Below are 15,230 nucleotides of genomic sequence, written 5' to 3' on the forward strand. Positions count from 1 at the left end.
CTGTTCCGGTTGGTATTCAGCTCGCGGATCAGGCATACTTCAGCCGATAGCCGCATGTTTTTTGATGGATTTTCTAGTGCAAGCAGGTATTACCACAGGCGATCGCAGCTTTCAGTTTGGCGATGGCATATTTACCACCATCCGGGTGCGGGCTGGTGTTGCTGAGTATTGGCCATTGCATCTGACGCGCTTGCAACAAGGCGTCACCCGGCTGGGCTTTCGCGAGCCAGACTGGCAGCAATTAAGCAACCAGGTACAGCAGGCGATTTCGGCCCGAGAGCAAGTAATTAAAGTGGTGATTTCACGCGGTCATGCTGGTCGTGGTTACAGCCCTGCGGCCGTCTCTGGACCAGATATTTACATCAGTACCGCTGGCTTGCCAGATTATCAGCGTCAGCAGCAGTTGGGGATTGGTCTTGGCCTGGCCAGACTACAGTTGGGCTGCCAGCCTTTGCTGGCGGGCATCAAACACAACAACCGGCTGGAGCAAGTGTTGCTAAAGCAAGAGCTGGCAGGCACGGGTTTTGATGACTTGCTGGTACTGGATCAACGCGGCTTTGTTACCGAGGCCATTGCCGCCAATGTGTTTTTTTACCGGGATGGACGCTGGTTCACACCATTACTCGACCAGGCAGGCGTTGCAGGGGTTATGCGGCAGGTCTTGCAGCAACAGCTGCAGGCTGAGCTGGTGCAGTGGCCACTGGACAAGTTGCAGGGGATCGAAGCTTTATTCTGCTGCAATGCGCTTTGTGGGGTACTGCCAGTGCATACTTTTGCAGAGAAGCCGTTGCAACTGGCCCCGGTTCGGCAGGTACAACAGGAGCTCGCATGCTACGTCGTTTAGTGATACTGGCTTTATCCTTGCTGTTTCTCGCTTCCGTGCTTGTTTACAATAAAATGCAGCAACTGGCAGTGCAGCCACTGCAATTAACCGGTGATTTATTCACGGTGCCTGCAGGGGCGTCCGCGCTGGGTTTATGCCGACAATGGCAACGCCAGCAACTGCTGGATGAACAAGATTGCCACCTGCTGCGGCTTACCATCTGGTTGCGACCTGAGCTGTCTGCTGTGCGGGCCGGCACCTATCGGGTAACCGACGATTTATCACTGGTGCAACTGCTTGAGCGTTTTGTGCGGGGAGAGGTGGCTCAGTTTGCCTTTACCTGGCGCGAAGGAGAAACGCTGCAACAAACCCTGGAGCGGCTGCAACAAGCGGATTATTTGCAGTACGATCTCACTGAGCAGCAGTTGCTGCAGTTGTTGCGTTGGCCAGAGGATTGGGGCCAGCCGCCGCAGGTAGCCGAAGGCTTGTTCTTCCCTGAAACTTATTATTACACAGCCCACAGTCGGGCCAGTCAGTTACTGAGCCGGGCACATCACAGTCTGCTGCAGCAGTTGGAAGCCAACTGGCAGTTGCGCAGCTTGGATCATCCGCTTGAAACGCCCTATGAGCTGCTGATTCTGGCTTCTATTATTGAAAAAGAAGCCGGTCATGAGCCGGAGAAACCTCTGGTTAGTTCGGTGTTTGTGAACCGGTTGCGCAGCAATATGCGGCTGCAAACCGATCCTACAGTGATTTATGGGTTGGAAAACTTCAGTGGTCGTATCACCCGGGCAGATTTGAACAACCCGCACCCATACAATACGTATCGTCATCATGGCTTACCGCCCGGGCCTATTTCATCGGTCAGTGCCAGCTCGATGCGGGCTGCTGCGCAACCCGAAGAAACGACGCTGTATTATTTTGTCAGCCGTGGTGATGGCACCCATGTGTTTTCTGAAACATTGCAAGAACACAATGCGGCAGTTCGGCGCTATATTTTAAGGAACCGCAATGACTAAGCAGGGCCGTTTTTTAGTAGTGGAAGGCCTGGAAGGGGCAGGAAAAAGCACCGCTATCGCCACTATCCGGCAATGGCTGGAAGGCAAGCAGCAACCAGTAGTATGTACCCGGGAACCGGGGGGGACACCGCTGGCTGAACAAATCCGTACTTTGGTTAAGCAGGTGCATACCGAGCCACTAACTGCTGAAGCCGAGCTGTTGCTGATGTATGCCGCCCGGGTGCAGTTGCTGCGCAATGTGATTGAGCCGGCCTTGGCAGCCGGTAACTGGGTATTGGCCGACCGCCATGATTTGTCATCCCGGGCCTATCAGGGAGGAGGCCGGCAATTGGATACAGGGCTGATCAATGGCATCCGACAGACTGTTTTGGGCGATTGTCATCCTGATCTGACGCTTTACCTGGATATTGATCCGGCTATTGGTTTAGCCCGGGCTCAAGCCCGTGGCGAGCTGGATCGGATTGAACAGGAACAACTGGCTTTTTTTCAGCGCACCCGCCAGGTGTATTTGCACATTGCAGCCACGGAACCCGGTATTGTGGTGATTGACGCATCCCGGCCACTACCAGAGGTGCAACAAAGTATTCTGGCAGCTCTGGATGCATTCTGGGAGCAAGGTTATGCTGCCCTGGCTTGAGGATAGCTACCAGCAATTGGCAGCATTGCATCAGCAACACAGCCTGTCGCATGCCTTGTTGCTAAGCGGCAACCAGGGGCTTGGTAAACACCTGCTGGCTGCAGAGTTGGTACAGTTGTTGTTATGTCAGTCTGAAACGTTACAAAAACCATGCGGTCAATGCAAAGCCTGTCAGTTGTACCAGGCTGGTCATCACCCCGATTTTTGGCAGGAAACTGACAGCGAGGGCCGAATTGGGGTGGATGCCGTGCGTCAATTGAGCCGGTTTTTTCATGAACATGCTCAGCAAGGAGGGGCCAGGGTAGCTGTATTACCCAAGGCTGAGCGCATGACAGAGGCTGCAGCCAATGCTTTGCTAAAAACGCTGGAAGAGCCTCCGCAACATGCTTATCTGATATTAACCAGTCATCAGCCGGCTCTGTTATTACCAACCATCCTGAGCCGTTGCCAGCAGTGGCCCTTAGCTGTGCGTCAGCCCGAACAGGCTATCGGCTGGTTGCAGCAGCACAGCAAACAGCCGATACCAGCTTTGCTGAAATCGATGTCGGTTACGGCACCTTTGCAAGCGCTGGACTGGTTGCAGCATGGGCAGGCAGAGCAAGCAGCAGAAACCCTGCTACAGTTGGAAAGGTATGTTCAGGATGAAGCCGATATGATAGCTACGGTTCAACTGCTGCTGAAAAACCAGCATCTGCCGTTGTTGCTTAGCTGGTTTATTGCTGAACGCGTACCTGAGCTGATGGACTATTTGCCACAGCGTTATTGGCAACTATTGCAGTCCTTTCAGCGCTGGTGCCGTGACGAACAGCAGCTTTTAGGGCAAAATAAGAGCCTGTCGCTAACGGCTTTACTGATAGAGCTAAAGCGTATTAAGGCTTGATACGAGGTGGACGATGGAAGAAATCCCACTGGATTTTATGGATATCAAAGAGTTGTATCGCTGCTACATGCCGTTTTTAAAGCAGGGCGGACTCTTTGTCCGTACTGCTAAGGTCTACAAGATGGGGCAGTCGCTGGCCTTGAATGTCACCTTACCGGATGCATTAGAGCCAATACTGGTGACGGGTAAAGTTGCCTGGGTTACCCCCCATGGCGCACAAAATGCCAGCCCGGCCGGAGTTGGTGTGGCTTTTATTGACGATAAGCACCATTTGAATGATCAAATTGTGAAGCTGGTAGCAGGTATGCAAGCCAGCCATGAGATCACCTATACCCTTTAGTTGTTACAGGACTTGCTGTGTTTGTAGATTCACATTGTCATCTTGACCGCCTTGAGTGGGACAAGCTAAAACTTGAGTTGCCTGAAGTACTGGAAAATGCGCGCCGCGCTGGTGTACAGCATATGCTTTGTGTCTCAGTCAGTTTGCAGGAGTTTGCCGCCATGGCTGAACTGGTAGCACCTTACCCTATGGTTTCGGTTTCCTGTGGCGAGCACCCGCTGCATCAAACGGACGCACTTGATCCTGAGTTGTTACTGTCGCTGTGCCAACAACAAAAAGTGGTGGCAGTGGGCGAGACTGGCCTTGACTACTTCTATGCCCCTGACAGCAAAGCCACACAGCAGGAAGCTTTTGTTCAGCACTTGCAGGTTGGCTGTCAGCTACGTAAACCAGTGATTATTCATACCCGTGATGCCAGCAGCGATACGCTGGCTTTGATGCGATCCGAGCAGGCCTACCAGGCAGGCGGTGTGCTGCACTGCTTTACTGAAAGTTGGGACATGGCGAAGGCGGCTATGGATATGGGGTTTTATATTTCTATCTCTGGCATCATGACCTTTAAAAATGCGGTGGAACTGCGTGAGGTGGTCAAAAAGTTGCCGCTGGATGCACTGCTGATTGAAACAGACTCGCCTTATCTTGCTCCGGTACCGCACCGGGGGAAAACCAATCAGCCCGCCTATGTGGCCGATGTTGCTGCAGCCATTGCAGAACTAAAAGGAATCTCTATCGAGCAACTGGCTCAACAAACCACGGCTAATTTTTACCGCTTATTTGGTGGTATTCAACCCCAAAATTCATAAAAAAAGGCCCAGAACTAATCCTGTTCTGGGCTCAGGGGAATGGCTCATCGGGAATGAGCCGTGCGCTATCGAAAACAATTACCAGGGAGAAACTGTAATCAAGTGTAGTAACTTTGATGCAGTTTTTCCTGCGGAGTTCCCGATATGTTTTGTGTGGTTTTTAGGGGCTTGCCCCCAGCTTGCTAAGAGCTTATCCCCAGTTTATCCTCTGAATAAGCGGCCATTCCTCACTTGTTGCTAATTTTGTGACAGCTGAAAACTTGGTTTTTAATAGCTTAACTTTGTGAGTTAATGTTTTTTTATAGAAATAAAGTCTAAAAAAACCGCCGGAAAGTCACTTGCTTTCAGTTTCATATCATGTTTATTTAAGTTCAGGCTTAGCTTAAGTTATTGATTTTATCAAATAAAGGAACAACAATACTTGCTATTGCAATAAAATATGGTTCCAGGAGCTGTTATGGCCGAAGCCGCTTTGATACGAACCGGATTACCAGCACAGATGCGATGCATCGAAGTGCTGGAGCCGGGCAAGCACAGCCGCTTGCAATTTTCCCGACAGCCGTTGCCAGAGTTGGCTTGCGGGCAAGTGCTGATACAAGTAGCAGCCGCAGGGGTAAACCGGGCCGATTTAATGCAGCGTCGAGGCCTGTATCCAGCCATGCCGGATGAAAGTCCAACCCTGGGTTTGGAAGTGAGTGGGGTGGTGGTGGCTGCCGCTGAACCGGAGTTAGCTGGTTGGTTGGGCAAAGAAGTAATGGCTTTGGTGCCCGGAGGCGGCTATGCTGAGTATGTACGGGTGCCTGCAGCTCATGTCATGCCAGTACCACAAGGCTGGGACCTGATTCAGGCTGCAGCAACCCCGGAGGTGTTTTTAACGGCCTATCAGCTCTTGTTTAGTATTGGGCAATTGCAACCTGGGCAACGGGTATTACTGCATGCTGGTGCTAGTGGTGTTGGTACTGCTGCTATTCAGCTGGCCAAGGCGCGTGGTGCAGAAGTGGCAGTGACGGTTAGCTCGGATGAAAAAGCGCAGTGTTGTCTTGCATTGGGAGCGGAGCTAGCGATCAACTATCGGCAGCAGGATTTTGTCGAAGTGCTCAGACAGCAATGGCCAGCCGGGGTGGATCTGATTTTGGATCCTGTCGCCGGTGATTACATCGCAAAGAATGCCGCTTTATTGGCTATGGATGCCAAAGTGGTTATTTACGCGATGATGGCAGGGCGACAGGCTGAGCTTGATTTTGCACCCTGGTTTCGTAAAAGAGCACAGCTGATTTGGTCGACGCTGCGAAATCGCAGCCATGATTACAAAGCGGTTTTGGTGCAAGCTTTGCTGGCTGATTTTGCGGCGAGCTTTGCTGCTGGCAACATCCGACCGAAACTGGACCGGGTGCTGTGCTGGACTCAGGCAGAGCAGGCGCATCAGCTGTTAGCAACCAATCAGACCATAGGAAAAGTAGTGTTACAGATCGCGGGAGCCGATCCGGCTGCTACACTTGATTCTGGCATAAGCTAAGGAACTAACGGCTATGAACTTGGGAAAGATTGCCAAGTCCAGTTACAGCAAAGCTGTACAATCCATCATTCGTAAGATTTGTGATCAGACCGATGTACAGGACTCTCTGTATGAGCAGGCCTTACTGTATTTTATTGATGCAGATAAACAACAAGAGCAGCAGATGGCTGCTGAACAAGAGGCATTTTTATTTCGTCAGCGTCTGCAACAGGTTTCTGGCGCTGATCAGGCCAAAATCGAGCAGCGCTTGCAGCAGGCGGAGAAAAGCCTTACCAGTCTGAGTCAGGGGATGGAAGAGGTGCGCTTGGCCAGGCTGTCACAGTTAAAAGAGCTGTGCTATGGCATCTTGGAGATGGTGCAGGGTGCCGACTTTGATGAGACCAACTTACTGACAGCGAAAATGCTGGGGACTATTCAACTGCTGTCACCCACTGAGGGTAAGCAGATAGCTCGCAGTAATCAGCAAAGCAAGCACTTGTACAAGGCTGTGCTGGCGTTACGTTTACTCGACCGCCTGTTGTTGGATGCGCAAATCACCAACAGCTATGTATTAAAACGTTACCAAAACAACCAGGCTCGTGAGATTGAAGTGACCGGCGGCCGTACCTATCAGCCATTCCGTGATGATGTTCAGATCCCTTTGCTGCTGGCGGCATTGGTACAGGATATTGGCCAGCAGCACCCGGAAGCGCAACTGATTTTGCGGGGTGCTGATCAGACGCTGGATGAGTTTCGTGTGTTGGACAATGCAGAGCGCGTTGCCATGCTGCAGACCAATTATAAAGAAAGTCTGAAGTTTTTAACCCAGGCGCTAGGCAAAGACAAATACATAGGTAACAGCAAAGAGGAGCGTAGCTGGTTTGAACGCAATGAGCAGGAAAAACTGGGGTTTATGGTCACTTTGTTGAAAAACTCCATTAAACCCGAACAAGGTATTGGTAATTTACTGAAAATACCGCAAATCTATACCTCGGTGGTTTTATCCACCAAGCAAAACTACAGTTACGAAAGCCTGCCTAAAGTTGGCCTGGTGATTGATAAAGCGGTTGAAAAGGGCATGTGCAGCAAAGCCGCCGCCGATGCGTTAATGCAAATCACCGGAGTTTTTCCACAAGGTTACGGTATTACCTATATTCCAAAAGATTCAGATCGGCAGGACTTGGATCGTTACGAGTATGCCATAGTTACCTCTTTGTACCCGCCTCATCCCAATGTACCTATCTGCCGGATAGTGACCCGTAATTTGTCGTATCAAATTTCGGTTATGGGCTGCACTGTGCGGGTAGAGAATAACTTGTTCTTTCCGCCGGCCAGGAAAAAACTGGAGAAAATCAAGCCTGAGCGACTTAAAGAGATCCTGATGAAGCTGGTATCAAACTTTGAAGAACGAAAAGACATGGATCTGATCCCAAAGTGCTGGCATCCGGGGGAGTATTTTTCTTATGCCCGCAACCAGAACTTATGGAACAAGGCGATTAACCAAAACTTTTAATCGCCTTTATCCTGCTGCTGCCGTTTAGCCAGCCTGCTGACAATGGTATCTTCTGCATCTTCTGCATCTTCAGCATCCGTTGCCGGCTGGTGTTGCTCCGGGGGAGCTGCGGTCGTGTTAGCAGCGACAGTTGTTTCTGACTGAGCTGGTTCGGCCTGCTCTGGTACTACCGCGCTATCCTCAGCACTCGCCGCCTCAGTACTTGCCGCCTCGGTACTAACCGTTGTATCGCCTTGCGCTGGCTCTGTTTTCGGCTCCAGCATCTGCTCCTGCACCATTTGCTCATCAACCCGGGGATCCAGTGCTGCCGCTAAAGGTGATGAGAACACATCACTGGACGCCATCACATAATCGTCGGATTGTTGCGCCGCGACAATGCGTGCGGCTTGTTTCTGGCTGTAATTCACCCGCTGCAGCCGCAGGAATAACGTAAAGCTGCACAAGGCCATAAAGCCATACAGCATGAAATTGCCTAGCAGTTGCATTAAAGCCGAGGCCAGCAAAGGACCAAAACAGGCACCAAGACCAAAGGTGAGCAAGAGAACAGCCGATAAGGCGACCCGCTCACTTTGCTCTGCATGTTGGTTGGCCAGGGCAGTAGCCACCGGATACAGCGAGAAAGCCAAAAAGCCAAAACAAAACGTAGCCAGCAACAGCAAGGTCCCGCTGAGTGGCAACAATGCCAATATCAGTACAACGATGGTTAGCAGAGCGCTGTTGGTTCGAAGTAAGCGACTGCGTGGAATGCGATCGGATAGCTTACCCATTGGCCACTGTGCCAGTAAGCCGGCGATGATGGTGACTGACATAAACAAGGCCACCTTTTCATTCGGTAAGCCGGTATTGCTGATGTAAGCCGGTGCCAGGCCATAAAAGGCGCCAACAATGATGCCGGCTACGGTGATGGTGGTCAGTGATTGTGGCATGCGCCGCCAGAAGGTAGTAATTTGCAGCGGTGCTGAATGCAGCGGAGCCGGGTGGATGCGCCGGGTAATGCCAATAGGCACAATAGACAGAGCAAAACCAATGGCTACCAGCAGTAAGGGCTCCAGGCCGAGCTCAGGGAAAGAGCCAATCACCAGCTGGCCAGCGACCATGCCAAAATACGACACGATCATGTAACTGGCAAACACCGTACCGCGCTGGTGGTTGTCGGCCTGCTCATTCAGCCAGCTTTCCAGCACCATGTATTGGCACATCATGCCCATGCCGACTAGAAAACGCAGCAGCAGCCAGAAAGTCAGATCGGGGATCAGGCCATGGCCCAATGCCGAAGCGGTAACCACGCCAGCACTGGCAACAAAAGCCCGGATATGACCAACCCGGGCAATCAGCTTATGGCCAACTTTAGAGCCCAGCACCAGGCCCAGGTAATAAAAAGACATCAGAGCACCAATCCACAGCGGATCGACCTGCTCTTTGGCCAGGAACAGACCCAGGTAGGTGGTGAGCAAACCGGCTCCGAGCACCATTAAAAAGGTGGAGAAGTACAGGGAAGAAAAAGCCCTGATGGTTCCGGTTTGCTGCATAACGGCTCCCTGTTCTGGTTGGGTTTATTTAACGCGCATGCCGGCGGTGGCACCACTGTCCGGGGATAAAATAAACAGCTCGCTGCCGCCAGGGCCTGCCGCCAGTACCATGCCTTCGGACAGGCCAAAGCGCATCTTACGTGGTGCCAGGTTGGCCACCATCACGGTATAGCGGCCGATTAAATCCGCCGGCTCGTACGCTGACTTTATACCAGCAAAGACCTGACGTGTTTCGCTGCCAATATCCAGCTCCAATCGGATCAGCTTATCAGCGCCTTCAACCGGCTCGGCGTGTGCAATGCGTGCTACCCGCAAGTCAATCTTAGCAAAATCATCAATGCTGATGGTGTCGGCTATCGGTTCAATCGCTTGCACTGGCTTTGCTGCATCTGTTTTAGTGGCAGTTTTTGCCGGCGCTGTTTGGTCCGCTTGCGGTTGCAGGTTTTCTTTCGAGGCTTCCAGCATGGCAGCTACTTTTGCGGGTTCTACCCGTTGCATCAGTGCTTTGAATGGCTCAATCCTGTGGTTAAGCAAGGCTTGCTGGTAATTGTGCCAGCCGAAATTATCCTGCAAAAATGCCTGAGATTGCGCGGTCATCTGTGGTAATACCGGGCTTAAATAGTGCATCAGCACCCGGAACAGGTTCAGTCCCATCGAGCAAACGTCGTGGGCTTCCTGCTGCTTGCTGTCATCTTTGACCAGCACCCAGGGTGCTTTGGCATCGATGTACTGATTGGCTTTATCAGCCAGTGCCATAATATCGCGGATAGCGCGGGCGTAGTCGCGCTTTTCGTAATGGCTGGCAATACGCTCACCGGCGGCGGTGAACTCGCTGAACAGCTCAGGCTCAGCCAGAGTGCCGGCCAGGGTGCTGTCAAAACGCTTGGTGATAAAGCCGGCGCAGCGGCTGGCGATGTTCACCACTTTACCCACCAGATCGGCATTCACTTTTTGGGCAAAATCATCCAGGTTTAAATCCAGATCGGTAATAGCAGCGGTTAGTTTGGACGCAAAATAATAGCGCAGGTACTCCGGGTTTAAGTGATCCAGGTAAGTGCGGGCTTTGATAAAGGTACCCTTGGACTTGGACATCTTGGCACCATTGACGGTGACAAAACCATGGGCATAAACCGCATTTGGTTTACGAAAACCAGCGCCTTCCAGCATGGCGGGCCAAAACAGGCTGTGGAAATAGATAATGTCTTTGCCAATAAAGTGGTAGACCTCAGCCGTTGAGTCTTTGGACCAGAACGCATCAAAATCAAGACCTTGTTGTTGGCACAAGGCTTTAAAACTGGCCAGGTAGCCGATAGGGGCATCCAGCCAGACATAGAAAAACTTGTTAGGAGCGCCCGGAATTTCAAAGCCAAAGTAGGGGGCATCCCGGCTGATATCCCACATCTGCAAGCCATCGGTAAACCATTCCTGCAGTTTATTGGCCATTTCCTCCTGCAAGGAGCCGCTGCGGGTCCAGTCTTTCAGCATCTGCTCAAAAGCAGGCAAATCAAAAAAGAAATGCTCGCTGTCTTTCAGCACTGGCGTAGCACCGGAAATCACCGAGCGTGGATTTTTCACATCGGTCGGGCTGTAAGTGGCACCGCAGACATCACAGCTGTCGCCATTTTGATCCAGCGCACCGCATTTGGGGCAATCGCCTTTGATAAAGCGGTCCGGCAAGAACATTTGCTTTTCCGGATCAAACAACTGGCTGATGGTTTTACGCTTGATGTGGCCTGCCGCATCCAGTCGCTGATAAATCAGATTGGCCAGTTCCTGGTTTTCCGGGCTGTGGGTGGAGTGGTATTGATCAAAGGCAACGCCAAACTCCTGAAAATCTGCCTGATGTTCAATGCTGGTCTGGGCAATCATCTGTTCCGGGCTGATGCCTTGCTGCTGGGCTTTCAGCATGATGGGAGTGCCATGGGCATCGTCGGCACACACGTAGTAGCACTCATGGCCGCGACCTTTTTGAAAGCGCGACCAGATATCGGTCTGAATGTATTCCAGCAGGTGGCCAAGGTGGATTGGACCATTGGCATAAGGCAAAGCACTGGTGATCAGGATCTGGCGTTTCGACATCGATGATAACTCTTGGCAAAATACAGGAAAATTAATGGATGGATGATACAATACCTGCGGCATAATCGCATCCCATTGGGAGCCGATACCGCCTAAAAAGTGCTTTGTTTTACAAAGTAACCCAAAGCAAGGCACAAAAAAGTAGAAAAGGAACAAGCTGCATGTTCAATTGGTTTTCTTCAAAGCGTCCAGGGCCCACGAATACAACCAAGCAAGCCAACAATGAGGCAACGCCACCACCAGCCAGTGCTGAGCAGGCGTCAGCTGTAAGGAATACGGCCACGGCTTCTGCACCCCAAAACAGTGCACCAGACTATGCCTTTCAACAGGTGCGTCAACTGATTTTGGTGGCGTCCGGTAAAGGCGGGGTGGGCAAATCGACCACAGCAGTCAACTTAGCGATGGCGCTGCAAGCCGAAGGGCTGCGTACCGGTATTCTGGATGCAGATATTTATGGACCATCCATTCCAATCATGTTGGGGCTGGAGCAGGCCAAAGCCGATAGCCCGGATGGCAAAACCATGCTGCCGCAGCAGGTTGGTGGCCTGGCGGTGCAATCAATCGGCTTTTTGATTGCGCCGGAAAAAGCCACCGTCTGGCGAGGCCCTATGGCCAGCCAGGCTTTGTTGCAGCTGATCCATGAAACCCAATGGCCAGAGCTGGATATCCTGATTGTTGATATGCCGCCAGGCACTGGGGATATTCAGCTGACTTTATCGCAAAAACTGGCAGTCACTGGCGCGGTGATTGTAACCACACCGCAGGATGTGGCGCTGAGTGATGCGCAAAAAGCCATTACCATGTTTGAGCAGGTGTCGATTCCGGTACTCGGTTTGGTAGAAAATATGAGTTACTATCAATGCAGCGCCTGCGGCCACCAGGAAGCTATTTTTGGCACCGATGGTGGCAAGCACTTGGCACAGCGTTACCAGCTACCGGTATTGGCGCAATTGCCGCTGCACAGTCGGGTACGGCAGCATGCCGATCAGGGGGTACCGTTGCTGCTAAGTGAGGACCCGGCTGATGATGCCTTGTGCCTACCTTACCTGCAGATGGCACAACAACTAATAGAGCAACTGGCAGCACTGCCGGGCAAGCAGCATCGCCCTGAAATTGTGTTTACCGACGACTAGCTGATAAGACGAATACTAGCAATAATGACTGGCTGCAAAGGCCAAAACCATGGAAACCAAGCATGAGATTATGTGATCGTGATATAGAGCGTTATCTGGACGAAGGACGAATTTGCATTGAACCAAGGCCAGATAAGGACATGATCAGTGGGGTCAGCGTAGATATTCGCCTGGGCAATAAGTTTCGGGTGTTTCAGGCCCATGCCGCCCCGTACATTGATTTAAGCGGCCCACGTGCGGCTGTGGATAAAGCGCTGAACTCCGTAATGAGTGATGAAATAGAAATTGCTGACGACGGTGTTTTTATTCTGCACCCGGCCGAGCTTGCTTTGGCAGTAACATTGGAGTCAGTGACTTTACCGGCAGATATTGTTGGTTGGCTGGATGGTCGCTCTTCCCTGGCGCGGCTTGGCCTGATGGTGCATGTCACCGCGCACCGTATTGACCCGGGTTGGTCTGGCAATATCGTGCTGGAGTTTTACAACAGCGGCAAACTGCCTTTGGCGTTACGGCCCAATATGAAGATCGGTGCCTTGAACTTTGAGTTAATGACCGGCGAAGCCGAGCGGCCCTACAACAAGCGGGATGATGCCAAATACAAACAGCAAACTGGCGCCGTAGCCAGTCGGATTGGTGAAGACGATAAAGGGCCTGCGTTATAACAGGCTGAGAAGCGTGGTTGCTCAGAAAGTAAAAAGCCCATGCAGAGCATGGGCCAAAGATAAGCAATAAAGCAAAAATGAAGCGTGATGATTATGCAATAAAATTGCATAGTCTGGCAAGAGTGAGCGCATAAATACTTAACGTTTTTTATTTTGTAACCTGTTGCATGAAAGGAGCCGCTATGAAACTTTTTGGGTCTGTTCCATCACCTTATGTGCGTCGTATCCGGATGTTGCTGGCGGATACCTCCTATGAGTTTGTCAACCTGAATATTTTTGCTGAACAAGACAGAGCCACCCTGATCCGGCTCAATCCTACCCGCAAAATACCGATGCTGGTCGATGGCGACCAGGTTATTTTCGATTCTGGTTTGATTTACCGTTATCTCTGTCACAAACTGCAATTACCTGCCTTAAGCTGGCCGCAGGAAAACCAGATCATACTGATTAATGCTGCCAATGACTCCCTGGTAGAACTGTTGATCTGCCAGCGCTCAGGCTTTGATACCAATGACGATAAGTTGTTTTTCAATCTGCAGCGTGAGCGGGTTGCTGAAGTGTTGGCAGTATTGGAGCAGCAAGTGCGAGACCAGGCATTCAATGACTGGAATTACGCTGCTATCTGTCTTTACTGCCTGTTGGATTGGATCGCATTTCGTAATCTATGGCCACTGGGATCCTTTCCGGCGCTGCAGCAATTTTTAAGTCAGAATCAGCAGCAGCCTGGTGTTGCCAGCAGTGATCCACGCCAAGCCGGCTGACACTGCCTAAAATTGCTGCAGTCAGCCGCTGCAGCATTGATTTTCCCCCGATAATCCGTATGATAGGCGCTAAGTCGGTACGTGGCGCAGCTTGGTAGCGCACTGTCATGGGGTGTCAGGGGTCGGAGGTTCAAATCCTCTCGTACCGACCAACAAAACAACCTGTTTTTTAACAGGTTTTTTTGTGCCTGCAATTTGGGTGTGTAGTAGGGCGCACCAAATCCGCACCAAATCCGCACCAATATACAGTATTTTCAAATTAGGCATTATTTACCCTGTCCAACATGATTTCAGCTGCTGGTACTTCCACCCACTGCACATGATCACGCTGATAAATTTTTGTCGACTTGGCATCGGTGTGTGCAGCCCTGGCTTGTGGATCCACACCAATCTGCGTGTAAAGATGGATGGCCAGCGCTCGGATTTCGTGAAAGGTTGGCCTTGCTTCTTTGTTAAGCTCCTTATACAACCCCAGTTCGTCCCGCAAATCGCTGAACGTCGAGCTGATCAGCCGTGTAGTCAGCTGGGTTTCATGCGTCAGGCCTTTGGCAATTGGATTGCTGTCTGTTTTAACCTTATGCACCACGTAGGGGCTAAACACGGTGTCGCGTGAATCATCAATGACTGATTTCAGTTGCTGGGTGATGGGTATTGCTACCCGGCTGGCTTCTTTTTTGTGGACCTTTTGCCGGTGGATCCGCATCACACCGTACACCATTAAACCATCTTGCAGCACTGGGCTATCAAACATTTCACAGTCCCGGTATTTGACGCGGGAAATCTCCAGCACGGCATGCGTGGTTTGCAATGCCAGTCGCATGGCAATTTGCAGCCATGCTGGTGCTGCATCGTGGATGGCCTGCCAGGCATCGATCGAAAGACGCTGCCTGGTCTTTGTCGCTTTGGGTTTTACCTTCTTCAACTCTGCAGGGTTGGTACTCATTGCAGACATATCGCAGAGGTAATCAAATACTTTTTTCAAAAAGCTGATCTTGCGGTTGTAGACGTTATTCGATTTGCCGGCACAGAATTTTTCCAGGAACTGGTTAACATGCAGCAGTGAAACCTGGTTACTGTAAACATCGGCATGCAACTCGAGTAAGCGCTGGCAATCCATTTCAAAAGTACTCATGGCGTTGTCGCTCAATGATTCTTCCTTTTTCACCCGCTCCAGCACAACTGGCACCCAGTCAGATAAACGCTTGTTGTACTTATTGCCCCGTTCAGAAATAACCGTATCAGGATAACGGTACTTGCTGTTGTAGGCATGGGCTGCCGCTATGGCATCAGCTCTGCTCACTCCGGCCGGCAGCCACTTATTAGTTCCATCTTCACGGATAAAAACAAAGCGCTCTTTACCGCGCACGATCTTTCGGTGCAGGCCAACCGGCAGGTCCTTGTTCTGATCTGTTCTTCTTTTCGGTGCCATCAGCTTTCCAACATCCCGACAAGTTTATCTACTGTAGAAGATCTGCCGCCATTATCCACGATGATCAGCATACGATTCGTTGGCGTCATTTCAAATCGCAGCTTACCCTTACGGGCCCAGTTCCGGA

Annotated in this window: 14 protein-coding genes and 1 tRNA gene; 12 read left to right on the plus strand and 3 right to left on the minus strand. The window is 51.3% G+C overall.

All coding sequences use genetic code 11. The annotated features are described in order from the left end of the window. Positions 1 to 64 precede the first annotated feature (64 nt). From pabC to ABC502_RS07630, 8 genes are all read left to right on the plus strand, one after another. The gene (gene pabC / locus ABC502_RS07595) at positions 65 to 844 is read left to right on the plus strand and encodes an aminodeoxychorismate lyase (protein WP_345915432.1); all 780 of its coding nucleotides are present in this window, start codon (positions 65 to 67) and stop codon (positions 842 to 844) included. Continuing rightward, positions 829 to 1,842 carry an endolytic transglycosylase MltG gene (gene mltG / locus ABC502_RS07600; protein WP_330089010.1) on the plus strand — a complete coding sequence of 338 codons (1,014 nt, stop codon included), beginning with the start codon at positions 829 to 831 and terminating at the stop codon, positions 1,840 to 1,842. The genes pabC and mltG overlap by 16 nt, the downstream gene beginning before the upstream one ends. Continuing rightward, the gene (gene tmk / locus ABC502_RS07605) at positions 1,835 to 2,479 is read left to right on the plus strand and encodes a dTMP kinase (protein WP_330089011.1); all 645 of its coding nucleotides are present in this window, start codon (positions 1,835 to 1,837) and stop codon (positions 2,477 to 2,479) included. Before mltG ends, tmk begins: the two co-directional genes overlap by 8 nt. Continuing rightward, positions 2,463 to 3,359: a DNA polymerase III subunit delta' gene (gene holB, locus ABC502_RS07610; protein ID WP_345915433.1), complete on the plus strand. Its 897-nt coding sequence runs from the start codon at positions 2,463 to 2,465 to the stop codon at positions 3,357 to 3,359. The genes tmk and holB overlap by 17 nt, the downstream gene beginning before the upstream one ends. A gap of 13 nt (positions 3,360 to 3,372) precedes the next feature. Beyond that, on the plus strand, positions 3,373 to 3,699 hold the full coding sequence (locus ABC502_RS07615) for a PilZ domain-containing protein (RefSeq protein WP_345915434.1): 327 nt from the start codon (positions 3,373 to 3,375) through the stop codon (positions 3,697 to 3,699). A gap of 17 nt (positions 3,700 to 3,716) precedes the next feature. Further along, the gene (locus ABC502_RS07620; protein ID WP_345915435.1) at positions 3,717 to 4,502 is read left to right on the plus strand and encodes a TatD family hydrolase; all 786 of its coding nucleotides are present in this window, start codon (positions 3,717 to 3,719) and stop codon (positions 4,500 to 4,502) included. Between the two features lie 457 nt (positions 4,503 to 4,959). Next, positions 4,960 to 6,018 (plus strand): NAD(P)H-quinone oxidoreductase, encoded by a 1,059-nt coding sequence (locus tag ABC502_RS07625; RefSeq protein ID WP_345915436.1) that lies wholly within the window; start codon positions 4,960 to 4,962, stop codon positions 6,016 to 6,018. Positions 6,019 to 6,031: 13 nt separating this feature from the next. Beyond that, positions 6,032 to 7,510 (plus strand): hypothetical protein, encoded by a 1,479-nt coding sequence (locus tag ABC502_RS07630; protein WP_345915437.1) that lies wholly within the window; start codon positions 6,032 to 6,034, stop codon positions 7,508 to 7,510. On the opposite strand, the gene ABC502_RS07635 is transcribed toward ABC502_RS07630, so the two are convergent. Next, complete coding sequence (locus ABC502_RS07635) at positions 7,507 to 9,039, minus strand: MFS transporter (protein WP_345915438.1); 1,533 nt, start codon at positions 9,037 to 9,039, stop codon at positions 7,507 to 7,509. The two genes, ABC502_RS07630 and ABC502_RS07635, sit on opposite strands and share 4 nt — an antisense overlap. 24 nt (positions 9,040 to 9,063) lie before the next feature. Further along, positions 9,064 to 11,118, minus strand: a complete 2,055-nt coding sequence (metG, locus tag ABC502_RS07640; protein ID WP_345915439.1) for a methionine--tRNA ligase — start codon at positions 11,116 to 11,118, stop codon at positions 9,064 to 9,066. Between the two features lie 161 nt (positions 11,119 to 11,279). On the opposite strand from metG, the gene apbC reads away from it, so the two are divergent. From apbC to ABC502_RS07660, 4 genes are all read left to right on the plus strand, one after another. Further along, positions 11,280 to 12,251 (plus strand): iron-sulfur cluster carrier protein ApbC, encoded by a 972-nt coding sequence (gene apbC / locus ABC502_RS07645; RefSeq protein ID WP_345915440.1) that lies wholly within the window; start codon positions 11,280 to 11,282, stop codon positions 12,249 to 12,251. Positions 12,252 to 12,313: 62 nt separating this feature from the next. Then, the gene (gene dcd / locus ABC502_RS07650) at positions 12,314 to 12,913 is read left to right on the plus strand and encodes a dCTP deaminase (protein ID WP_330089020.1); all 600 of its coding nucleotides are present in this window, start codon (positions 12,314 to 12,316) and stop codon (positions 12,911 to 12,913) included. Positions 12,914 to 13,095: 182 nt separating this feature from the next. After that, positions 13,096 to 13,674: a glutathione S-transferase family protein gene (locus tag ABC502_RS07655; protein WP_345915441.1), complete on the plus strand. Its 579-nt coding sequence runs from the start codon at positions 13,096 to 13,098 to the stop codon at positions 13,672 to 13,674. Between the two features lie 75 nt (positions 13,675 to 13,749). Further along, positions 13,750 to 13,826: transfer RNA gene (locus ABC502_RS07660), tRNA-Pro, on the plus strand. Between the two features lie 107 nt (positions 13,827 to 13,933). On the opposite strand, the gene ABC502_RS07665 is transcribed toward ABC502_RS07660, so the two are convergent. Beyond that, positions 13,934 to 15,103, minus strand: a complete 1,170-nt coding sequence (locus tag ABC502_RS07665; RefSeq protein WP_345915442.1) for an integrase — start codon at positions 15,101 to 15,103, stop codon at positions 13,934 to 13,936. Positions 15,104 to 15,230: the final 127 nt, after the last annotated feature.

The sequence above is a fragment of the Alkalimonas sp. NCh-2 genome, assembly GCF_039631345.1.
Lineage (GTDB): Bacteria > Pseudomonadota > Gammaproteobacteria > Enterobacterales > Alteromonadaceae > Alkalimonas > Alkalimonas mucilaginosa.